Source organism: Mesorhizobium sp. C264A (genome assembly GCF_040324515.1).
Taxonomy (GTDB): Bacteria; Pseudomonadota; Alphaproteobacteria; order Rhizobiales; family Rhizobiaceae; genus Mesorhizobium.
Genome location: NZ_JAMYVY010000001.1, coordinates 3,650,061 through 3,671,824, shown reverse-complemented (window position 1 = coordinate 3,671,824; position 21,764 = coordinate 3,650,061). Strand labels below are relative to the sequence as shown.

At 62.9% G+C, this 21,764-nt stretch carries 21 protein-coding genes and 1 pseudogene; 18 read left to right on the top strand and 4 right to left on the bottom strand.

Annotated elements, in window-relative coordinates; genetic code table 11:
- Positions 1–12: 12 nt before the first annotated feature.
- The 12 genes and pseudogenes from NKL04_RS32115 to NKL04_RS17970 form a co-directional block, all read left to right on the top strand.
- Positions 13–125, top strand: a pseudogene (locus NKL04_RS32115) (endonuclease domain-containing protein); the annotation flags it as partial.
- Positions 126–167: 42 nt separating this feature from the next.
- A complete protein-coding gene (locus NKL04_RS18020; protein WP_023699867.1) occupies positions 168–1,175 on the top strand; it encodes an ABC transporter permease in 1,008 nt (335 codons plus the stop codon).
- Positions 1,168–2,016: an ABC transporter permease gene (locus NKL04_RS18015; protein ID WP_023699866.1), complete on the top strand. Its 849-nt coding sequence runs from the start codon at positions 1,168–1,170 to the stop codon at positions 2,014–2,016. The genes NKL04_RS18020 and NKL04_RS18015 overlap by 8 nt, the downstream gene beginning before the upstream one ends.
- On the top strand, positions 2,013–2,891 hold the full coding sequence (locus tag NKL04_RS18010) for an ABC transporter ATP-binding protein (RefSeq protein WP_023695186.1): 879 nt from the start codon (positions 2,013–2,015) through the stop codon (positions 2,889–2,891). Before NKL04_RS18015 ends, NKL04_RS18010 begins: the two co-directional genes overlap by 4 nt.
- Complete coding sequence (locus tag NKL04_RS18005; protein WP_023699865.1) at positions 2,884–3,714, top strand: ATP-binding cassette domain-containing protein; 831 nt, start codon at positions 2,884–2,886, stop codon at positions 3,712–3,714. Before NKL04_RS18010 ends, NKL04_RS18005 begins: the two co-directional genes overlap by 8 nt.
- A 76-nt stretch (positions 3,715–3,790) precedes the next feature.
- The gene (locus tag NKL04_RS18000; RefSeq protein ID WP_023699864.1) at positions 3,791–4,390 is read left to right on the top strand and encodes a VOC family protein; all 600 of its coding nucleotides are present in this window, start codon (positions 3,791–3,793) and stop codon (positions 4,388–4,390) included.
- Between the two features lie 141 nt (positions 4,391–4,531).
- Positions 4,532–6,826 (top strand): bifunctional salicylyl-CoA 5-hydroxylase/oxidoreductase, encoded by a 2,295-nt coding sequence (locus NKL04_RS17995; RefSeq protein WP_352723917.1) that lies wholly within the window; start codon positions 4,532–4,534, stop codon positions 6,824–6,826.
- Positions 6,823–7,596, top strand: coding sequence for an SDR family NAD(P)-dependent oxidoreductase (locus tag NKL04_RS17990; RefSeq protein WP_023699861.1), 774 nt, complete (start codon positions 6,823–6,825; stop codon positions 7,594–7,596). The genes NKL04_RS17995 and NKL04_RS17990 overlap by 4 nt, the downstream gene beginning before the upstream one ends.
- Positions 7,590–8,060 (top strand): MarR family winged helix-turn-helix transcriptional regulator, encoded by a 471-nt coding sequence (locus NKL04_RS17985; RefSeq protein ID WP_023699860.1) that lies wholly within the window; start codon positions 7,590–7,592, stop codon positions 8,058–8,060. The genes NKL04_RS17990 and NKL04_RS17985 overlap by 7 nt, the downstream gene beginning before the upstream one ends.
- The gene (locus NKL04_RS17980; RefSeq protein ID WP_023726255.1) at positions 8,057–8,869 is read left to right on the top strand and encodes an enoyl-CoA hydratase family protein; all 813 of its coding nucleotides are present in this window, start codon (positions 8,057–8,059) and stop codon (positions 8,867–8,869) included. The genes NKL04_RS17985 and NKL04_RS17980 overlap by 4 nt, the downstream gene beginning before the upstream one ends.
- The gene (locus NKL04_RS17975; RefSeq protein ID WP_023699858.1) at positions 8,869–10,017 is read left to right on the top strand and encodes an acyl-CoA dehydrogenase family protein; all 1,149 of its coding nucleotides are present in this window, start codon (positions 8,869–8,871) and stop codon (positions 10,015–10,017) included. The genes NKL04_RS17980 and NKL04_RS17975 overlap by 1 nt, the downstream gene beginning before the upstream one ends.
- Before the next feature lie 54 nt (positions 10,018–10,071).
- Positions 10,072–10,467, top strand: a complete 396-nt coding sequence (locus tag NKL04_RS17970) for a RidA family protein (protein ID WP_023682729.1) — start codon at positions 10,072–10,074, stop codon at positions 10,465–10,467.
- Between the two features lie 22 nt (positions 10,468–10,489).
- Here the strand turns inward: NKL04_RS17970 and NKL04_RS17965 are convergent, their stop codons facing one another.
- On the bottom strand, positions 10,490–11,581 hold the full coding sequence (locus tag NKL04_RS17965) for an LLM class flavin-dependent oxidoreductase (RefSeq protein WP_352446560.1): 1,092 nt from the start codon (positions 11,579–11,581) through the stop codon (positions 10,490–10,492).
- A gap of 120 nt (positions 11,582–11,701) precedes the next feature.
- Here NKL04_RS17965 and NKL04_RS17960 point away from each other — a divergent pair, with 120 nt between their 5' ends.
- From NKL04_RS17960 to NKL04_RS17940, 5 genes are all read left to right on the top strand, one after another.
- A complete protein-coding gene (locus NKL04_RS17960) occupies positions 11,702–12,463 on the top strand; it encodes an HpcH/HpaI aldolase family protein (protein WP_023686922.1) in 762 nt (253 codons plus the stop codon).
- A 155-nt stretch (positions 12,464–12,618) separates the two neighbouring features.
- On the top strand, positions 12,619–13,818 hold the full coding sequence (locus NKL04_RS17955) for a pyridoxal phosphate-dependent aminotransferase (protein ID WP_023699854.1): 1,200 nt from the start codon (positions 12,619–12,621) through the stop codon (positions 13,816–13,818).
- 76 nt (positions 13,819–13,894) lie between these two features.
- Positions 13,895–14,692, top strand: a complete 798-nt coding sequence (locus tag NKL04_RS17950) for an ABC transporter substrate-binding protein (protein ID WP_023699853.1) — start codon at positions 13,895–13,897, stop codon at positions 14,690–14,692.
- Positions 14,693–14,842: 150 nt separating this feature from the next.
- Complete coding sequence (locus NKL04_RS17945; RefSeq protein WP_023667812.1) at positions 14,843–15,517, top strand: amino acid ABC transporter permease; 675 nt, start codon at positions 14,843–14,845, stop codon at positions 15,515–15,517.
- Positions 15,518–15,562: 45 nt separating this feature from the next.
- Positions 15,563–16,834 (top strand): cysteine desulfurase-like protein, encoded by a 1,272-nt coding sequence (locus NKL04_RS17940; protein ID WP_023699852.1) that lies wholly within the window; start codon positions 15,563–15,565, stop codon positions 16,832–16,834.
- A gap of 7 nt (positions 16,835–16,841) precedes the next feature.
- Here the strand turns inward: NKL04_RS17940 and NKL04_RS17935 are convergent, their stop codons facing one another.
- The 3 genes from NKL04_RS17935 to NKL04_RS17925 form a co-directional block, all read right to left on the bottom strand.
- Positions 16,842–18,803, bottom strand: a complete 1,962-nt coding sequence (locus NKL04_RS17935; RefSeq protein ID WP_023699851.1) for a 3-hydroxyacyl-CoA dehydrogenase NAD-binding domain-containing protein — start codon at positions 18,801–18,803, stop codon at positions 16,842–16,844.
- Between the two features lie 224 nt (positions 18,804–19,027).
- A complete protein-coding gene (locus NKL04_RS17930; protein ID WP_023667815.1) occupies positions 19,028–20,005 on the bottom strand; it encodes a UDP-glucuronic acid decarboxylase family protein in 978 nt (325 codons plus the stop codon).
- Positions 20,006–20,184: 179 nt separating this feature from the next.
- Complete coding sequence (locus NKL04_RS17925; RefSeq protein WP_023667816.1) at positions 20,185–20,367, bottom strand: hypothetical protein; 183 nt, start codon at positions 20,365–20,367, stop codon at positions 20,185–20,187.
- 102 nt (positions 20,368–20,469) lie between these two features.
- Between NKL04_RS17925 and NKL04_RS17920 the strand changes: the two genes are divergently transcribed.
- Positions 20,470–21,750, top strand: a complete 1,281-nt coding sequence (locus NKL04_RS17920; protein ID WP_023686926.1) for a nucleotide sugar dehydrogenase — start codon at positions 20,470–20,472, stop codon at positions 21,748–21,750.
- Positions 21,751–21,764: the final 14 nt, after the last annotated feature.

Genomic DNA, 21,764 nt, shown 5'->3' with positions numbered 1-21,764 from the left:
CTTCGCTGAGCGGCCCCCTCATCCGGCCCTTCGGGCCACCTTCTCCCCGCTGGGGAGAAGAGACCAGCTCAGCTGTCCGTGACCTCTTCTCCCCTCGGGGAGAAGGTGGCCGCGAAGCGGACGAATGAGGGGGCTCTTCGTTAGAAACGCACTGGGCCAACACCAGAATGCTCCTGCAACGATTCCTGATCCGTCTGCTGACGATGCTGATCACGCTGTTCGGCGTGGCTGTCGTCGTCTTCGTCGTGATCCGCGTCGCGCCTGGTGACCCGATCGCCATGATGCTGCCCCCCGGTGCGACAGATGCCGACATCGACCGGCTGCGTGCACTCTACGGGCTCGACAAGACCATCGTGCAGCAATTCTTCATCTGGCTGTCCGGCGTCGTCAGGGGCGATTTCGGCACCTCGATTTCGCTCAGGCAAGATGTGCTCAGCCTCGTCTTCAACCGCTTGCCGGCAACGCTGGAACTCGCCATCGTCGCGCTGATCATGGCGGTTGGGCTCGGCGGCACGACGGCGATCCTCGGCGCCCGCGAACGTGGCACGGCGGTCGAAGCCGGCATCGATATCGCCAGCGGTGCCGCCCTTTCCATTCCCGATTTCCTGTGGGGCCTCGTGCTGATCCTTTTGTTTGGCGTGCTGGTGCCGATCTTCGACATTTCCGGCCGCGTGTCGCCGCAGCTCGACCTGCCCTTCGTCACCCAGTTCTATTTCTTCGAGAGCTTGCTTCGGCTGCGCCTCGACCTGACCTGGGATCTCCTGAAGCACATGCTGATGCCGGCTGTGGCGCTGGCGCTGCCGCTGGCCGCAATCATCGCGCAGTTGCTGAAACAGTCGCTGAAGGAAGTGCTGGACCTCGACTATGTCGTGCTGGCGCGGGTGAAGGGGTTTTCGGAAACGCAGGTTATCTTACGCGAGGCGCTGAAGAACGCTGCCTTGCCGACACTGACTCTCGTCGGCGTCCAGTTCACCTTCCTCATCGGCGGCACGGTCATCGTCGAGCGGCTGTTTTCCTACGAAGGGCTCGGTAACATGGCGATCGATGCCGTCATCAACCGCGACCTGCCGCTGATCCAAGGCATCGTGCTGGTGTTCGCGCTGCTGTTCGTGCTGATCAATCTTGGCGTCGACATGATGTACGCGCTGCTCAATCCGAGGCTGCGCCATGGATGAGGCACGCATCGCCTGGCGCGGACTGGGCCCGAGGCTGTGGCTGGCCGGCGGCTGGCTGCTGCTGGCGCTGCTGGCCGCGATCTTCGCGCCGCTGGTCGCACCGCAGGACCCGCTGGCGCAAGACCTGATGCTGGAACGGCTGCCGCCATTCTGGATGAGTGGTGCGGAATCCGGCTATTGGCTGGGCACCGACAGCCTCGGCCGCGATCTCCTCTCCCGGCTGATCTTCGGCGGCCGTATCGCCTTCATCGTCGCTTTCGCGGCGGCGATCGCCGCCTGCCTTGTCGGCTCGACGCTCGGACTGGTCGCCGGCTATTTCGGCGGCTGGGCCGACCGCATCATTTCACGCATCGTCGACGTCTGGATGGCATTCCCGCCGGTGCTGTTCGCCATCCTGCTGGTCGCGGTGCTCGGCACCGGCCTCAGTTCCGTCATCCTCGCCATCGTCGTAATCGACTGGACGCGCTTTTGCCGGGTGATCCGCGCCGAAGCGATGGGCCAGTCGCGCATGGACTATGTCGAGAACGCCCGCATCGCCGGTTATGGCCGCATCGGCATCATGCTGCGCGAGGTGCTGCCCAATGTGGTGCCGTCGATCGTGGCACTGCTGTCGCTGGAGATGGGCATCGCCGTCATCGTCGAGGCCATCCTGTCCTTCGTCAATCTGTCGATCTCGACCGACGATCCGACCTGGGGCGGCATCATCGCCGAGGGCCGGCTGTCGATCCATCAGGCCTGGTGGGTGCTGGTGTTTCCGCTTGTCACGCTGATCCTCACCGTGCTGTCGTTCAGCCAGTTCGGTGAGGCGCTGAAGACACGCTTCGATCCGGTGCTGCGATGAGCGCTTGCCTGGATATTGCCAATCTGAGCGCCGTGCTGCCGAACGGCCAGCGCGTGCTGCGGTCGGTGTCGCTCTCCGTGCAGCCGGGTGAGGTGCGTGCCCTTGTTGGCGAGAGCGGCGCCGGCAAGACGATGATCGGCAAGGCGGTGCTCGGTGTGCTGCCGTCAAGCGTGCGCATCGTCGAAGGCGCCATGCAGCTCGAAGGCGAAGACCTCGGCAGGCTGCAGCCCAAGGCAAGGCGCACGCTGATCGGCGCTCGCACGGCGCTGATCCCGCAAGATCCGTTGACTGCGCTCAACCCGTCGCGCCGCATCGGTCCGCAGATGACTGACCGGCTGGTGCGCATTCTCGGCTGGAACGGTGACAAGGCGGACAAGCGTATCCGGCAATTGTTGGATGAGGTGCAGATCCGCGATCCCGACCGGGTGCTGAAATGCTATCCGCACGAGCTGTCCGGCGGCATGCGCCAGCGTGTGCTGATCGCCGCCGCCTTCGCCGCCGAGCCACGGCTGATCGTTGCCGACGAGCCAACAACCGCGCTCGACGTGACCGTGCAAAAGCAGATCCTGCGCCTGATCGCCGAGTTGCAACGCGAGCATGGCACCGCGATCCTGTTCGTCACCCACGATCTCGGCGTCGTTGCAAAGATCAGCCAGCAAGTGTCTGTGCTCTACGCCGGCAAGGTGGTGGAAGAGGCTGATACAGCCGCTCTCTTCGCCGCGCCTGAGCATCCCTATACGCGGGCATTGATAGCCGCCACGCCACGCTACACCCATCCCTTGGCCTCGCTGAAGCCGGTGGACGAGACCGTGCTGGCCGGGCTTGCCGCCGAGATCGGCGCGGCAGACCAGGCGTGGAGGCGGCCGCATGGTTGAGCCGCTGTTTTCCGTGCGCGGGCTGAAGGTGGCGCTGCCCGACATGACCCGCAAGCCGCTGATCGGCCGCGCGCCGCTGGCCGAGATTTTGAAAGGCCTGGACTTCGATCTGCCGAGAGGTTCGGTGACCGGCATCGTCGGTGAATCCGGGTCCGGAAAATCGACGCTCGGCCGCACGCTTGTCAGACTTCTGGAGCCGAGCGTCGGCAGCATCCATTTCGAGGGCCGCGATATCGCCCATCTGCCGGATGCGGAGCTGCGACCTCTGCGCCGCGACCTGCAGATGATCTTCCAGGACCCGATGTCGTCGCTCAACCCGCGTCGCACCATCGCCGGCATCATTGCCGCGCCGCTCAAGCAGAATGGGCTTGGCGACAGGCTTAGGGAACGCGTCGCCGAGGCATTGCATCGCGTCGGCCTGCCGCAAAGCTTCGCTAGTCGCTATCGTCATGAACTGTCGGGCGGGCAGCGCCAGCGCGTCGGAATTGCGCGCGCGTTGGCGCTTTCGCCGAAATTCGTGCTGGCCGACGAGATCGTCTCCGGCCTCGACGTATCGACGCAGGCGCAGATCCTCACCCTTTTGGAGAGACTGGCCGCGGAGATGGGGCTGACGGTCGCCTTCATCAGCCACGACCTGTCGGTCATCCGGCGGCTGTGCCAACAAGTGATCGTCATGCGCGAGGGCAGGATCGTCGAGGCGAGCGCCACCGATGCGCTGTTCGACAATCCCAGGGAGACCTACACGCGCGACCTGCTTGCCGCCATCCCACTGCCTGAGATCGACGCGGACTGGTTGCGGCCAGCAACGAAAGCGCCGGCATAGGACTGTTCACCCACCACGCCGAACAGCGGCTTCGGACGTGCATGAGGGCAAAATCAGCCCGCGAACGGAGGGTAATATGAACTACGCAGCCCGCGGCACGATGCTTGCCGCGATCCTGTTCTGCTCGATGGGAACGGCTTCGGCCGATGCGATCCCCGGCATGCGCGGCCACGACCACACCGGCATCACGGTGCCCGACATGAAGCAGGCAGTCGACTTCTTCACCGAAGTCGTCGGCTGCAAGAAGGCGATGTCGTTCGGTCCGTTCGCCGATGACAAGGGCACCTTCATGCAGGATCTTCTGGGCGTCGATCCGAAGGCTGTCATCGAGCAGGTCACCATGGTGCGTTGCGGTTATGGATCGAACATCGAGCTGTTCAAGTACACCGCGCCTGACCAGAAGGATTTGACTCCGAAGAACAGCGATATCGGCGGCTTCCACATTGCCATGTATGTCGATGATGTCGCCGCGGCGAAAGCCTATCTCGACGGCAAGGGGGTGAAGACGCGGATGGGTCCGCTGCCGGTCAAGGAAGGTCCGGCGGCCGGCCAGACCATTCTCTATTTCCAGGCGCCATGGGGATTGCAACTGGAGGCGATCAGCTATCCCGATGGGATGGCCTATGAGAAGGGTGCCGAGACTGTGCTGTGGAGCCCGAAGAACCCGGACAAGTGATTTCCAGAGCGCGCTTGCGGGGCCAGCCCGCAGGCGCGCCACCCGTTTCCAGCAATCGTTCCAACATGAAACTTTAAGCTTGAAATATTTTATCTCCGGCGCGATACTTGATATGCAGCAAGCGAAGAGGAGATCGCACGGATGAAGGTTGCGGTTCTCGGTGGCGGACCAGCCGGCCTCTACTTTGCCATTTCAATGAAGCTGCGGGACGCCGCCCACGAGATCACGGTGTTCGAGCGCAATCGCGCCGACGATACGTTCGGCTGGGGCGTCGTGCTGTCGGCCGAAACACTCGACAACCTTGCCAAAAACGACCCGGTCAGCGCTGTCTGGATCAAGAAGCATTTCGCCTATTGGGACGACATCGCCGTCATCCATGACGGCGTGCGCACGGTCTCGTCGGGCCACGGTTTCTGTGGCATCGGCCGCAAGCGGCTTCTGGTCCTGCTGCAGCGACGCGCGCGCGAACTTGGCGTGAGGCTGATGTTCGAGAGCGATATCGCCGACCCTCAGCCCTATATGGAGACGCATGATCTGGTCGTCGCCGCCGATGGGCTGAACTCAAGGGCGCGCAACACCTTCGTCGAAGTCTTCAAGCCCGACATCGACACCCGCAAATGCAAATTCGTCTGGCTCGGCACCAACCAGAAATTCGACGACGCCTTCACCTTCATCTTCGAGAAGACCGAGCATGGCTGGGTGTGGGCGCACGCCTATCAATTCGACAGCGAGACAGCGACCTTCATTGTCGAGTGCAGCGAACAGACCTGGGCTGCCTTCGGCTTCGGCGCCATGTCGCAGCAGGAATCCATCGCCGTCTGCGAGCGCATCTTTGAGAAACATCTCGGCGCCCACGCGCTGATGACCAATGCCAATCACATCAGAGGTTCGGCCTGGATCAATTTCCCGCGCGTGCTGTGCGAACGCTGGTCCTACAAGAACCTGGCTCTGATGGGCGACGCGGCGGCCTCGGCACATTTCTCGATCGGCTCCGGGACCAAGCTCGCATTGGAAAGCGCGGTGGCGCTGGCCGAATATGTCAAAACCGAACCGGACCTCGACGCCGCCTTCCGCAAGTATGAGGATGCGCGCCGCACCGAGGTGCTGAAGCTGCAGTCGGCGGCGCGCAATTCGCTGGAGTGGTTCGAGGAGGTCGAGCGCTATCTCGGCCTCGATCCGGTGCAGTTCAATTATTCGCTGCTGACCCGCTCGCAACGCATCAGCCACGAGAATTTGCGGCTGCGCGATGCCAAATGGCTTGAGAGCGCCGAGGAATGGTTCCAGCGCCAGGCGGGGGCAGGCGGCAACAGGCAGCGCCGGGCGCCGATGTTCGCGCCGTTCAAGCTGCGCGACATGCAGCTCAACAACCGGGTCGTCGTTTCGCCGATGGCGCAGTACAAGGCCGTCGATGGCTGCCCGACCGACTGGCATTTCGCCCACTATGCCGAGCGTGCGAAGGGCGGCGCCGGGCTTGTCTATATCGAGATGACCTGCGTCAGCCCGGAAGGACGCATCACGCCCGGCTGTCCCGGCTTCTATGCGTCCGAACATGAGGTGGCGTGGAAGCGGCTTGTCGATTTCGTCCACGCCGAGACCGAGGCGAAAATCTGCGCGCAGATTGGCCATTCCGGGGCCAAGGGCTCGACCCGTGTCGGCTGGGAGGGCACCGACGTGCCGCTCGCCTCGGGCAATTGGCCGGTCATGGCGGCCTCGGCGATTGCATGGTCACCTGAGAATCAGGTGCCGAAAGCCATGGACCGTGCTGACATGGACAAGGTGCGCGACGAGTTCGTGACCGCCACCCAGATGGCCGATCGCTGCGGCTTCGACATGCTGGAGATCCATGCCGCGCACGGCTATCTGCTGTCGTCCTTCATCACGCCGGTCACCAACCGGCGCACGGATGAGTATGGCGGTTCGCTGGAAAATCGCATGCGCTATCCCCTGGAAATCTTCCATGCGGTGCGTGCCGCCTGGCCGGCGCGAAAGCCGATCTCGGTGCGCATTTCGGCCAATGACTGGGTCGGCATCGAGGGTGTGACGCCGGCCGATGCGGTGGAGATCGCGCGGATGCTGCATTTGGAAGGCGTCGACATATGCGACGTCTCGGCGGGCCAAACCTCGATTGCCGCCAAGCCTGTCTATGGCCGCATGTTCCAGACGCCGTTCTCGGACCGTATCCGCAACGAGGTCGGCATGGCGACGATGGCGGTTGGCAACATCTACGAGCCTGACCATGTCAATTCGATCCTGATGGCTGGCCGCGCCGACCTGGTGGCACTGGCACGGCCGCATCTCGCCGATCCCTACTGGACGCTGCATGCGGCAGTGACGCTCGGCGACCGTGGCGTCAAATGGCCGGATCCCTATCTGCCCGGACGCGACCAGATCTACCGGCTGGCCGAGCGCGATGCGGCGGCGGGGCTGAAAGTATGACGACGGCCTTGGCGATTTCAGGCAAACATGCGCTGGTCACTGGCGGCGGCTCCGGCGTCGGCCGGGCCATCGCGCTCGTGCTGGCCGAGGCCGGCATAGAGGTGACCATATGCGGGAGGCGCGACGCCGAGCTTGCCAAGTTGGCCGGCGAGAACGACCGCATCCACGCCATGTCAGCCGATGTCACCGACGAGGCGGCGATGATTTCGCTCTACGCGCAAGCGGAAGCCGTGCGCGGCCCGTTCGACATCGTCGTCGCCAATGCCGGCATGGCCGGCAGCACGCCGGCGCACAGGACCTCGCTTGCCGACTGGCAGCGGACGCTCGACGTCAATCTGACCGGCGCCTTCCTGACGGTGAAGCCGGCGCTGGCCGGCATGGCCGCGCGCAAGGCGGGCCGGATCGTCTTCGTCGCCTCGACCGCAGGGCTGAAAGGCTACGCCTATGTCGCGCCCTACGTGGCGGCCAAGCATGGGGTGGTCGGGCTGATGCGGGCACTGGCGGCCGAGACGGCGAAATCCGGCGTGACCGTCAACGCCGTTTGCCCGGGCTTCGTAGAGACCGACATGCTGGCGGACTCCATTCAGCGCGTCGTCGAAAAGACCGGCCGCTCAGTCGAGCAGGCGCGGGCGAGCCTTGCCTCGACCAACCCGCAAGGCCGTTTCATCCAGCCGCAGGAAGTTGCCGCGACGGTGCTCTGGCTGTGCGGCGATGCGGCTGCGTCGATTACCGGACAAGCGATTTCGATCTCAGGAGGCGAAACATGGTAGCCGGCCCATTGCCCGCGCCGTCGGGACCCGGCAAGGACCGGCTGCGTCTCTGGATCAGGCTGCTGCGCGCCTCGCGCACGATTGAGGCGGAACTGCGCGAGCGGCTGAAGAAAGAATTCGATACGACACTGCCGCGTTTCGACGTCATGGCCGCCCTCTACCGCGCGCCGGAAGGCATGCTGATGAGCGATCTGTCGCGCTTCCTGCTGGTCTCCAACGGCAATGTCACCGGCATTGTCGACCGGCTGGTTTCGGAAGGCCTGGTCGCGCGCGCGCGCCGCAATGGCGATCGCCGCACATCCATGGTGCGACTGACCGATGAGGGTTCCAGATCCTTTGCCACAATGGCCGCGGCGCATGAGGGTTGGATCGGCGAATTGCTGGGCAAGGTCAGCGAGGAGGATGCGCGCCGGCTGACCGGCATGCTGACCTCGTTCCGCAGCAACTGGGAGGGACGCGAATGAGTTCGATGGCCGGCCTCAAGCCGAAGCACTTCCTGTGGGAGGTCGAAGGCAGGATCGCCAGGGTGCGGTTAGACCGGCCGGAGCGCAAGAATCCACTGACCTTCGACAGCTATGCCGAACTGCGCGACACATTCCGCGACCTCGTCTATGCCGACGACGTCGACGCCGTGGTGTTTCTGTCCAATGGCGGCAATTTCTGCTCGGGCGGCGATGTCCACGACATTATCGGCCCATTGGTCAAGATGGACATGAAGGAGTTGCTTGCCTTCACCCGCATGACCGGCGATTTCGTCAAGGCGATGCTCAATTGCGGCAAGCCGATCATCGCGGCGGTCGACGGTGTCGCGGTCGGCGCCGGCGCCATCATCGCCATGAGCGCCGACATCCGCATCGCCACGCCGGAGGCCAAGACCGCTTTCCTGTTCACCCGCGTCGGGCTTGCCGGTTGCGATATGGGCGCGTGCGCGATCCTGCCGCGCATCATCGGCCAGGGCCGTGCCGCCGAATTGCTCTACACCGGCCGCACGATGACGGCAGCGGAAGGCGAGCGCTGGGGCTTCTACAACAGGCTTGTCGATGCCGCAGTGCTCGAGGCCGACGCGCTCGAGATGGCGGCGCGCATCGTCTCGGGCCCGACCTTCGCGCACGGCATCACCAAGACACAGCTCAACCAGGAGTGGTCGATGGGGCTCGACCAGGCGATCGAAGCAGAAGCGCAGGCGCAGGCGATCTGCATGCAGACGCGTGACTTCGAGCGCGCCTACAAGGCCTTCGTCGCCAAGAAAAAACCGGTGTTCGAGGGCAATTGATGGCTGACAGGAGTTTCCTCAACTGGCCGTTCTTTGAAGATCGCCACCGCGAATTGGCCGAAAGGCTGGAAGCATGGTGCGCCAGGAACCTGCCGGTCGATCACCATGACGTCGATGCCGCCTGCCGCGAGCTGGTGGCCAAGCTTGGCCGCGACGGCTGGTTGAAGCCGACGGCGCTTGATACGGACAATCCGGGACCGCTCGATGTCCGCACTTTGTGCATCATGCGCGAGACGCTAGCGCGCCATGACGGGTTGGCCGACTTTGCCTTCGCCATGCAGGGGCTCGGCACCGGCGCGCTCAGCCTGTTCGGCACGCCTGACCAGCAGCAATGGCTGGCAAAGACCACGGCCGGCAAGGCGATCTCGGCCTTCGCGCTTTCGGAGCCACGCTCCGGGTCGGATGTCGCCAACACCGAAATGACGGCGATCCGCGATGGCGACTTCTATATCCTCAGCGGCGAGAAGACCTGGATTTCCAATGGCGGCATCGCCGATCTCTACGTCGTCTTTGCCCGCACCGGCGAGGCGCCGGGCGCCAAGGGACTTTCCGCCTTTCTCGTACCCGCCGACGCCAAGGGGCTTGGCATCGCCGAGCGCCTTGAGGTGATCGCTCCGCATCCGCTGGCGCGGCTTTCCTTCGATCAGGTGCGGGTGCCGGCTTCGGCGCTGATCGGCAAACCGGGAGACGGCTTCCGCATCGCCATGTCGGTGCTTGACGTGTTCCGCTCGACGGTCGGCGCGGCGGCACTCGGCTTTGCCCGCCGGGCGCTGGACGAAAGCATCAGCAGGGTGGCCGAGCGCAAACTTTTCGGCGCTCCGATGGCAGAGCTGCAGATGGTGCAAGGCCATATCGCCGACATGGCGCTGGACATCGATGCCGCAGCGCTGCTGGTCTACCGCGCTGCCTGGACCAAGGACATGGGCGCGGCTCGTGTCACCCGCGAGGCGGCGATGGCCAAGCTGTTCGCCACCGACAAGGCGCAAGAGGTGATCGACAAGGCTGTGCAGCTGCATGGGGGGGACGGCGTCCGCAAGGGCCATATCGTCGAGAGCCTCTATCGCGAGATCCGCGCGCTACGCATCTACGAGGGCGCATCCGATGTGCAGAAGGTGGTGATCGCACGGCAGGTGATGGGTGCGGCCTGACGGCGATGTATTTGATTTGAGATTGATCTTTAAGAATACCGGGGAGGCTTGAAAATGCACGAGATCCTGCAGCCGGAGGGCTGGGCGAAACCGGTCGGCTACGCCAACGGCATTGCCGCGCGCGGCAGGCTCGTCTTCGTGGGCGGACAGGTCGGCTGGAACGGGCAGTGCCAGTTCGAGACCGACGATTTCGCCGGCCAGGTGCGGCAGACGCTGCAAAACATCGTCGCCGTGCTGGCGGAAGCCGGCGCGGAGCCACGGCACATCACCACGATGACCTGGTATTTCACCGACAAGGCCGAATATCTCGGCAATCTCAAGGGTATAGGCGAGGCCTATCGCGAGGTGATCGGCCGGCATTTCCCAGCGATGGCCGCCATGCAGGTGGTGGCGCTGGTGGAAGATCGCGCCAAGATCGAAATTCAGGCAACCGCCGTCATTCCGGATTAACGAATTCGTTATTCCCGGATTGTCAGCAGCGCAGCCCCGCCCGCTTCAGCAGCGGCAATACGTGGTCGCAGAAATAGGGCAGTTCCTGGGTGTAGTTGACGAACGACAGCGCGATGCCCTGGTAGCCATGCCCGGCTATTGCCGCCATCTCGGCGGCAATCGTTTCCGGCGTTCCAACCAGCGGGTAGGTGCCGGCGCCGCCGGCGAAACGCTGCCGGTAGCGGTCATAGGCATGCGGGTCATGCGACTGCGAGAACTCCTTCTTGCCTGCCATATGAGCATCGACCGCATCGTGGTCGACCAGATCGACGGCATAGCGCGTGTAGTAGGCCTGCGCCTCTTCCATGGTTGGACGGCAGACGACATGCGCCACCGTGTAGACGCCGACGTTGCGGCCAACCTTGTCGGCCCGCTCGCTGATGTCGGCGACATGCTTGCCGGCATCGCTCATTTCCGAAAAGGTCGTGAACAGATAATCGCATCGGGCGGCGGCGAAATCCCGGCCCGGGCCACCGAAAGCAGCGTTCATGGTCACCGGGCGTGGAACCTGCAGGCTCGCCGGCCGGCTCACCGCCTCCTTGAGGCGATAGTAGGTGCCTTCATAGTCCAGAGGCTGGTCCGAGGCGTAGAGCTTTTCCAGGATTTCGATCCATTCGGCGGCCTGGTCGTAGCCCTTCTCGACCAAAGGCGTGCCGAACATGCCGAATTCCTTCGGGTTCCAGCCGCAGACGATGTTCAGGCCGGCGCGGCCCTGGCTGATATGGTCGACAGTTGCCAGCGCCTTGGCGGCATAGAGCGGATGCACCAGCGGCACATGCACGGTCATGAACAGGCCGATCTGCTCGGTGGCCACCGCCAGAGCTGCTGCCCAGGTGAAGGTCTCGAACGACCATTCGCGCACCTTGTTGCGGCCGCCAAAGCCACGCCAGCGCGCGATCGGCAGCATAAATTCCAGCCCGGCGCGGTCGGCGATCTGCGCCGCCGTCAGATTGTCCTGCCAGCTTGCCGTCCAGCGTTCCGGCACATCGGTGATGGCCAGACCGCCATCGGCATTGGTCGAAAAGACGCCGAGCTTCAGTTTGTTCGAGCCGTGCAGGGGATGCGTTTTGATCATCATGGGAACTCGTGGCGGGAGACCGACACGCTAGGCCCGCGCAAAAATATTTCAAGCCTGAAATAGCTTCGCCTCGCCGCCGATTGCGGATATGAATTTGGAGGGGAAAAGGGGATGGATATGAGCGCGTTCCGTCAGAAGTGCATCGGCAAGACCAATCTCGTCGGCTCCTTCGCCGCTATTCCCCATCCCGTCGCCGTCGAAGTGATGGCGCTCACCGGCCTCGACTTCGTCTGCATCGACTGGGAACATGCCCAGATCGCGCGCGACACGATCGAAACCATGGTGCGCGCGGCCGACGTGCATCGCGTGCCGGCCATGGTGCGTGTTCCCGGTCATGCGCCGGAAGCTATCCAGGCGGCGCTCGACAGCGGCGCACAAGGCGTGCTCGTGCCGCGCGTCTCGACCGCTGCTCAGGCCGAGGCGGCGGTGAAAGCCTCGCGCTATCCGCCGCTGGGCGAGCGCGGCGTCGGGCCTGGCCGCGCGGCCGGCTATGGCTATCGCATTCCCGAATATCTGGCCGCGGCCAATGACAGGGTGGTCGTCGCGGTCCAGGTCGAGACATCGGAGGGGCTGGCCAACATCGAGGCGATCGCGGCCATAGACGGCATCGATGTGGTCTTCGTCGGCCCCGGCGATCTCTCCGTGTCGATCGATGCGATCGGGCCGAAAGGCGTGGACAAGCTCAATGAGGCGATCACAAGGATCATCCGCGCGACCGTCGCGCATGGCAGGACATCGGGTATATTTTGCGCCAGCCCACAGACGATCAGCCAGTGGGCCGCTATCGGCGCGAGCTTCTTCGTGCTGGCCAGCGATACGATGTTTCTTGGCGCCGGCGCTGCGGCCAACTGCACCGCTGCGCGCGCCGAGCTGCGGTAGACGGGCGGGATCGGGCAAAAACTTTTTAAGCTTAAAACTTTTTCCTTGAAAAGCGCAGCACATTGGATAGCATCCAAACTCGATGGCGACTGTCGTGCCGGTGGGGCTTGCCGGGCAGTCCGTCGCGGTGCTCCGGGTGGGAGGGGTTTCAGTCCTTGTCGTTCATACTGCCCCAGTCATCGTCCAGCGCGCGTTATGCTTTCGACGGCGTACGTGCCCAGATCCGTGACCTGCACACCGAAAACATTGCCAACCTTGCCGTGCGCGCCCGAGAACTGGGCGACGTGATCGCGCTCTGGTACGGCGAAGGCGACATGGTGACGCCGGCCTTCATCCGCGACGCGGCGAAGGCTGCCTTCGATGAAGGCCAGACGTTCTACGTCCCCAACATGCGTGGGCACGCCCTACTGAACGAGGCGCTGTCGGAATACCAAACGCGCATTCACGGCCGGTCGATCCCGATTGCGCGCACCACCGTCACGCCCGGCGGCATGCAGGCGCTGTACCTGGCGCTGGAACTGCTGGTCGATACCGGCAGCAACGTCGTCTATGTCGCGCCGCAATGGCCCAACATCCACAACGCCATCCATCTGATCGGCGGCGAGCCAAGGCCGTTTTCGCTCCACTTCAAGGGCGACTGGCATCTCGATCTCGACCGGCTGTTCGCCACTTGCGATGCGCGCACACGCGCGATCTTCCTGTCGACGCCGTCCAACCCGACCGGCTGGACCGCGTCGCGCGAGGAGATGCAGGCGCTGCTCGACTTCAGCCGGCGCACCGGCATCTGGATCATCTCCGACGAGGTCTATGGCCGGCTCTATTTCGACGGCAATGTTGCTCCTTCCATCCTGCAGATCGCCGAGGATGGCGACCGGGTGCTGTCGGTCAACAGTTTTTCGAAAGCGTGGGCGATGACCGGCTGGCGCATCGGCTGGCTGACGCATCCGTCGGGGGTGGCCGACCAGCTTGGCGCCATGACGCAGTATATCAACAGCGGCACCGCCGCGCCTATCCAGGCAGGCGCTGTCGCCGCCATCCGCCAAGGCGAGCCGCTGGTCGAGGAGATCAGGCAGCGGATCAAAACCGGCCTCGACCTTGCCTATGACAGGCTGGCCCAGATTCCCGGCATCATCCTGCCGACGAAACCGCGCGGAGGCATGTATGCCTTCTTTGCCATGGACGGCGAAAGCGACGCCCGGCAGGCCTGCGTCAGGATACTGGAGACGGCGCGCGTCGGGCTGGCTCCCGGCCACCTCTTTGGAAATTCGGCAGCGGCCTTCCTGCGGATGTGCGTGTGCCGTGAACGCGACCAGATAGCGACCGCGCTCGAGCGCATGGTCGCCGCCATGAATTGACGCCCCGCTGGGAGGTGGGACGGCAACAAACCGTGCGGGAGCAAACCCGCCCGATCACAACCAGAGGGAACACAAAATGAGCTTCACTCGTCGCAACCTGCTTCTTCTCGCCGCCACGATCGGCATCGCTGCCGGCCCGGCCACCGCCTTTGCCGCCGATGTGCTCAATGTCGGCGCCTACCCGACCAATCCGCCCTTCGAATACAAGAACGAGAGCGGCACGTTCGAGGGCTTTGAAGTCGACATCGTCAACGAAGCGGCCAAGCGTGCCGGCATGACCACCGACATTGCCGACCTCGGCTTCCAGGCGCTGTTCGCGGCTGTCAGTTCCAATCGCATCGATGTCGCGATCTCCTCGATCACCATCACGCCGGAGCGACTGAAAACGCTGTCCTTCACCCAGCCCTATTATGACTCCGACATGGGCATTGCGACGAAGACCGATAGCGCTGTTAACACCGAGGCCGACCTCAAGGGCAAGATCGTCGGCGTGCTTTCAGGCTCGACCGGCGAGACCTGGGTCAAGGCGCATCAGGAGGCTGGCGGCTACAGCGACGTGAAGGGCTATGACACGCAGCAGAATCTGCTGCTCGACCTCAGCGCGGGCCGCGTGGACGCCGCCGTCAGCGATATTCCGGGCATGGAATACTCCTTCACCAAGATGAAGGACCTCAAGGTCAAGCAGCGCATCAAGACCGGCGAACAGTACGGCCTGATGATGAGCAAGGACCATCCGCTGCTCGGCAAGCTGAACGACGCGCTGACCGCGATGAAGAAGGACGGAACGCTGGCCGCGATCCACAAGAAGTGGTTCGGCAGCGACGCGCCAGCCGATTCCTCGACGGTCAAGGAAATGCCGCTGCCCAAGGCCTGACCGGCAATGCACTTAAATCGTGCCGGCTCCCGGGCCGGCACGATTCATTTCACGCTCCGGCGCCTGCTGCCGCACGGATAGCCTCATGGGAGGCAAGGTCGATTGGTTTTAACTTGAGCATCCTTTGCTCTGGGGTTCGGGAACGCTCCCATGTCGCTAATCGACACCTTCTTCAATCCTGACGTGATCATGTCCAGCCTGCCGGCGCTGTTGCGTGGCTTCCTGAACACGCTGCTGCTCGGCATTTTGAGTATCGGCATCGGCATTCCCATCGGCCTGGGGATCAGCCTGTTGCGGCTCTATGCGCCGAAGCCGCTGCGCTGGCTGGCGGTCGGCTACACCGACATCTTCCGCGCCCTGCCGGTGCTGGTGGTGCTGATCCTGATCTATTATGCGCTGCCCTTCCTCGGCATCCGTCTGTCGTCCTGGGCCTCCGCCGTGACGGCGTTCGCCATCATCATGTCGGCCTATTCAGCAGAAGTGTTCCGCTCCGGCATTGAGAGCATTCCGAAAGGCCAATTCGAGGCAGCACAGGCGCTCGGCCTGCCTTTCCTTTTGACCTTGCGCAAGGTGGTGCTGCCGCAGGCGATCCGCGTCGTCATCCCGCCGATGACCAGCAATTGCGTCTCGATGTTCAAGGACACGTCGCTCGCTTCCACTGTTGCGCTGCCTGAACTGTTGAAGGAAGCGACCAACGCGCAGTCGCTCTATGCCAATCCCTCGCCGCTGATCGGCGCCGCTTTGGTCTATCTCATCTTCCTCTGGCCCATGGTCCGCCTCGTCAGCCTGCTCGAAGACCGCTTCAAGACCGAGAAGACGCGCTGACCTCATCAACCGTCCCGCTTCCCAAGCCATTCGCAGGAGATACAGTTGAGCAATTCCCAAGCCGCCGGCGGCTTTCCGGTCGACACCATCCGCGCCATGTTTCCGGCCTTGCAGCGCGCCGGTGATTTCATCTTCATGGACAACGCCGCCGGCGCGCAGATCCCGCAGAGCGTGCTCGACGCGGTGACCAATCACCTGGTCTCGCACAATGTGCAGCGTGGTGGTCGCTATGGGCGCTCGGTCACGGTCGACCAATCGGTTGCGGATGCTCGGACGAGCGTGGCCTTGCTGATCAACGCCTACAGTCCGTCGGAAATCTGCTTCGGCATGAACGCCACCTCGTTCATTCGCCTGGTCAGCCTCGGCATCGGCCAGATGCTGGCCAAGGACACAGAGCGCGACGAGATCGTCATCACCGATATGGACCACGACGCCAACATCGCCACGTGGCTGGCGCTGGAGCCCGCCGGAGCCAAGTTCAAATGGTGGCGCATGCGCGAGGACGGCAACCTGCATGTCGACGACCTCAAGCCGCTGGTTTCCGATCGCACCCGTCTCGTCGCCTGCACGGTGACCGCGCATTCGATCGGCTCGATCGTCGACGTCGCTTCGGTGGCCGCGATCGCGCATGCGGCCGGCGCCGAAGTGTTCCTTGACTGCGTGCATTACGGACCGCACGGGCTGATCGACGTGCGGGCCTGGGACTGTGATTATCTCGTCTGCTCCGGCTACAAGAATTTCTCGCCGCATATGGGCTTTCTGTGGGGCCGCTTCGAAACGCTGAAGCGGCTGCCGACCTTCCGCGAGGATTTCATCCCCGACGAGCCGCCTTACAAGGTCGAGGCAGGCACCTTCATCTACGAGAACGTCTCAGGCATGGATGCCGCAGTGCAGTACCTGGAACTGATCGGCCGCAATCTGGCGCCCTCCAACAACCGCTCGCGGCGCGACAACATCGTTGCCGGCATGGGCGCCATCCGCGATTACGAAGTGCTCCTGGCGCGTGAGATGCTCGCCGTGCTCAAGGGATGCAATGCCACGATCTACGGCGTCGCCGAGGAAGCCCGCATCAACGAACGCGTGCCGACATTCTGCTTCAACATCGGCAAGCTGTCGCCGCAGCGGATCGTCGAGGAAATGGCTGACATGCAGATCGGCATCCGCGACGGCCATATGTATGCGCCCCGGCTGATGAAGCGTCTCAACCTGTCGATGGACAGCGGCGCCATCCGCGCCTCGCTGGTCCATTACAACACGGTCGACGAGGTCAGGCGTTTCGGCGAGGCACTGCGCGCCGTCATCGCAAGGCTGTCGTAGCTGGTCCTTAAACCTCTCCGGCGCGGAACATCGGCCCGCCCTTGTGGGCCGGGAAGCCATAGCCGTTGATCATCACCAGATCGATGTCGGAGGCACGCGCCGCGATGCCTTCGGCGAGTAATGCCTTGCCCTCGTCGGCCATTGCCGCCAGCAAGCGCGTGACGATCTCATCGGGCGAAAAGCGGCGCGGCACGATGTCCTTGGCCGCCCGAACGGCCTCGATCAGCGCGGCCACTTGCGGGTCGCTCCTGCGCTCGCCGTCGGAATAATCGTACCAGCCGCGCCCGGTCTTGCGGCCGAAGCGGCCGGCCTCGCACAGCCGGTCGGCGATCTCGACATAACGTGCTTGCGGATCGCGCATCGCCGCCTGTCGCTTGCGCCGCGCCCAGGCTATCTCCAGCCCAGCCATGTCGTTGACCGCGAAGATCCCCATCGGGAAGCCCCAGGCCTCCAGCGCGGCATCCACCTCTTCCGGTGCTGCGCCATCCTCCACCATGAACTCCGCCTCGCGGCGGTAGGCCGAATAGAGGCGGTTGCCGATGAAACCCTCGGTAACGCCGCACACGACAGGCAGCTTGCCGAGCTTCCTGACGAACGCGATAGCCGAGGCGAGCACATCGGGCGCCGTCGCCGCGCAATCCACCACTTCGGTGAGCCGCATGACGTTGGCCGGGGAGAAAAAATGCAGGCCGGCGATCCGTTCGGGCCGGGCGGTTGCCGAGGCGATCTCGTCGGGGTTGAGGTAGCTGGTGTTGGTCGCCAGTATGGCGTCGGGGCGGACGATACGATCAAGCTTCCGGAAGAGTTCGGTTTTTACCGCGAGATCGTCGAACACTGCCTCGATGACCAGATCGGCCTGCACCAGCCTGCCGGCGTCACTGGCCGCTTCAAACCGGCTCAGCGCCTCCCTGCGGGCATGATCGGTGAGTCGGCCGGATTGGACCGACTTGTCGAGAAGGCCGGCGATCCGCTCGTATCCTTTTGCCGCGGCGTCGTCGTTCTGCTCGATGCCGATTACGCGATAGCCGGCATTCAAGGCCGAGACCGCGATGCCTGCACCCATCAGGCCGGTTCCGACGATACCGACGGTCTCGACCTTGCGAGGCGTGATACCCTCCAGCCTGTCGACTTTGCTGGCTTGCCTCTCGGCAAAGAAGACGTGGCGCAACGCTGCCGCCTCGCGAGAATCCCGGAGGCGCAGGAAGGTCGCGCGTTCGTGCACAAGACCGTCCTCAAGTCTGGCCGTGGACGCGGCCCGGACCAGTCTCACGGCCTCTGCAGGCGCGATCTGTCCACGGCTGCGGGAAAGCACCTTTCTTGCGGCTGCCGCGTCGGCCTCAGGTTGCGAGCGCGGGACGGAAAGCGCACCCGTGCGCCGCAGCGGTTGGCCAACGAGACGGCGGGCGACATCGAGCGCGCCTTCGGGAAGATCGTCCGCAATGGTATCGATCAGACCGAGAGCGAGAGCTTCGTCGGCATTTGCGGGCCGACCCGTGCCGATCAGGTCAATTGCGGCGACCGTGCCGATGAGGCGGGGCAGGCGTTGGGTTCCGCCGGCCCCGGGCACTAACCCGAGCTTGACCTCGGGCAGGCCGAAGCTGGCCGCCTTGCTGGCCACCCGGTAGTGGCAGGCCAGCGCAATCTCGCAGCCGCCGCCGAGCGCCGCGCCGCCTACTGCCGCGACGATCGGTTTGGCGAAGCTCTCCATCGCTTCGATCACGTCAGGCAGTGTGGGCCCGATAGCGGGCTTGCCGAATTCCTTGATATCGGCGCCACCGATGAAGGTGCGCCCAATGGCGGTCAGCACCACGGCAGACACTTCATCCGACGCCGCACGCCCAAGCGCAGCCATCAGTCCGGCCCTGACATGGAGGGACAGCGCGTTGACCGGCGGATTTTCGATCGTGACGATGAGAACGCCATCGACGATCTTGCCTGTGACACTCTCGGAAAATCGTGCTGTGTTCATGGAGTTTTATTCCGGAACAACGGCAAATCTTCCTCCTCCTTCTGCTCTCCGCCAAATGCCGGTGTCCCGGCTCGGACGGATGAAGCGCCATGGATCTTCAAAATAATTTCAAGCTTAAAATAATTAGAATTCGAAAAACTTCAAGCCTACCGGAGTCGACTGCAAAAGGCGTCGCTACCACGACGGTGATCGGTCAGACTTGACGGTTGCACTGCGGTGCCGGGTCAAGGCGAGTTTGTGGAAACCTTCGGCAGCAGGGCTTTGAAATAGTCGATCGTCTGTTGCAGCCCGGCTTCTAAAGTCACCGTCGGCTCCCAGCCGACAAGCCTTTTGGCAAGGGTGATATCGGGCTGGCGGTGCCGCGGATCGTCTTGCGGAAGATCGCGGTAAATTATATCCGAACCTGATCCGGTCATCTGCGTCGTCAGTTCGGCCAAGCGCCTGATCGTTACTTCCCTTGGATTGCCGATGTTTACTGGACCGGTCACCTCCGGCCCCGTATCCATGAGGCGCAGCATGCCGCTCACCAGGTCGTCGACGTAGCAAAACGACCTTGTCTGTGAGCCGTCGCCGAAAATGGTTATCGGTTCACCACGAAGCGCCTGCACGATGAAATTTGAGACAACCCTGCCGTCTGCCGGGTGCATGCGCGGCCCGAACGTATTGAAAATCCGCGCGACCTTGACCCACAAGCCATGTTGTCGGTGATAGTCGAAGAACAGCGTTTCGGCGCAGCGTTTGCCTTCATCGTAGCATGAGCGCGGCCCGATCGGGTTTACATTGCCCCAGTAACTCTCGGGCTGCGGATGCACAGACGCGTCACCATAGACCTCACTGGTGGAGGCCTGAAAGACTTTGCATTTCAGCCGCTTTGCCAATCCAAGAACATTGATGGCGCCGTGCACGGCGGTCTTGATCGTCTGAACCGGGTCGTACTGGTAGTGAACAGGCGAGGCCGGACACGCCAGGTTGTAAATCTCATCGACTTCGACGTAGAGCGGAAAGGTCACGTCATGGCGCATGAATTCGAAGCGGGGATGCTTGGCCAAATGGTCGATATTGCGCTTTGATCCGGTGAAAAGGTTGTCGACACACAAGATTTCGTCGCCTCGTTCCAACAGGCGGTCAATAAGATGCGAGCCGATAAACCCTGCGCCCCCGGTAACGAGAATGCGTCTGCGGCTGTCATAGAGTCTGGCCAATTTCTGCTCCCAGGCAAATGCTGATCGACCAGATATCGGTCGCCACACGCAGGATACGACGTGTCCGCAGCCAATGCACAAGGACCAAACTGAAATTTCGCAGATCCGCTCGGTGCCGATGCGAATTCCGATCCCGGCATTTGGTTTGATCAGAAGGCACGATTGAGGCCGATAGTGGCCTATGGATTGGCAGCAGAGAATATCAGCCCTGTCGTCAGGGCCGCCGCTGCGTAGATGGCCGGCAGAACCTGACGGTTCACCCCAATCCGCAGCAGAGAGTGGCTCGAAACCCGGTCCTGCTGGATTTTATCCACAACATCGATGGCATCGGCGGATGGCAACATGAAAATGGCAACGACCATTTTTCGTGAGACATTCCTCTTCGCGATAGAGCATCGTTGAATTGGCCAACAGCCTGCCATACAAGCACGTCGGCTCAACAGGTGGCTCGAGGAACCCCACGGATGTCCGAACGCATTGCAGTTATCGGCCTGGGTTATGTCGGCCTGCCGGTAGCCATTGCCTTTGGGAAGGTTTTCCCCGGCACCATAGCTTTTGACATCAGCGAGCGTCGGATCGGGGAATTGCGTGGCGGCGTCGATCGTACGGGGGAAGTTGACGCAACGGCGCTCAAGGAGACCTCGATAGGGCTGACCACCGACCGGGAGATGTTGAAAGGCGCTACTTTCTTCATCGTCGCCGTGCCAACCCCTATCGACGCAAATCGCGCTCCCGATCTAGCTTCTTTGAAACTGGCGTCCGAACTCGTCGGCGAGGCGGTGAGCAAAGGCGCCGTCGTCGTTTTTGAGTCGACAGTCTATCCAGGTGTGACCGAAGATTTCTGTGGGCCGATCATCGAGCAGGTTTCCGGCCTGCGACATCCCCGCGACTTTGCCCTCGGCTATTCGCCCGAACGCGCCAACCCCGGCGATCGGGAACACTCGCTGCAAAAGATCGTCAAAGTCGTCTCCGGCGAGAATAACGAGACGCTGGAGCGCGTCGCGAACGTTTATGGCCGTATCATCGATGCCGGCGTCTACCGCGCCCCGTCGATCAAGGTGGCCGAGGCAGCGAAGGTTATCGAGAACACCCAGCGCGATCTGAACATCGCGCTGATGAACGAACTGGCAATGATCTTCGAGCGGCTCGATATCCGGACGCAGGATGTTCTTGATGCTGCGTCGACGAAATGGAACTTCCTTCCCTTCAAACCGGGGTTCGTCGGCGGCCACTGCATCAGCGTCGATCCATATTATTTGACCGCCAAAGCCGAGGCCGAAGGTTACCATCCGCAGATCATCCTCGCCGGACGTCGCATCAATGACGGCATGGGGGCCTTCGTCGCCCAGCAGGTTGTCAAACGGCTGATTGGTTCTGACACGCCCGTCAAAGGGGCTTCTGTCGGCATTCTCGGGCTGACATTCAAGGAGGACGTGCCGGATTTGCGCAACAGCCGCGTTTTCGACATGGTCAAGGAACTAAGGCAGTTCGGAATTGTCCCCAAAGTCCATGATCCCCTTGCCGATGTCGAAACCGCTCGGCGTGATCACGGCGAAACAATCCTGCCGCTCGATGAGATAAACGATTTGCAGGCGCTTGTTCTGGCGGTGCCTCACAGGCAATATCTCACCAACGAAAGAGCGCGTCTTTTTCAAATGATCAGGCCGGGGGGGACACTGTTCGATGTCAAGTCGGCCATCAAGCCCAATGAAGTTCCCGACAACATAAAATACTGGAGCTTGTAAAGCTCGCCTGAAAT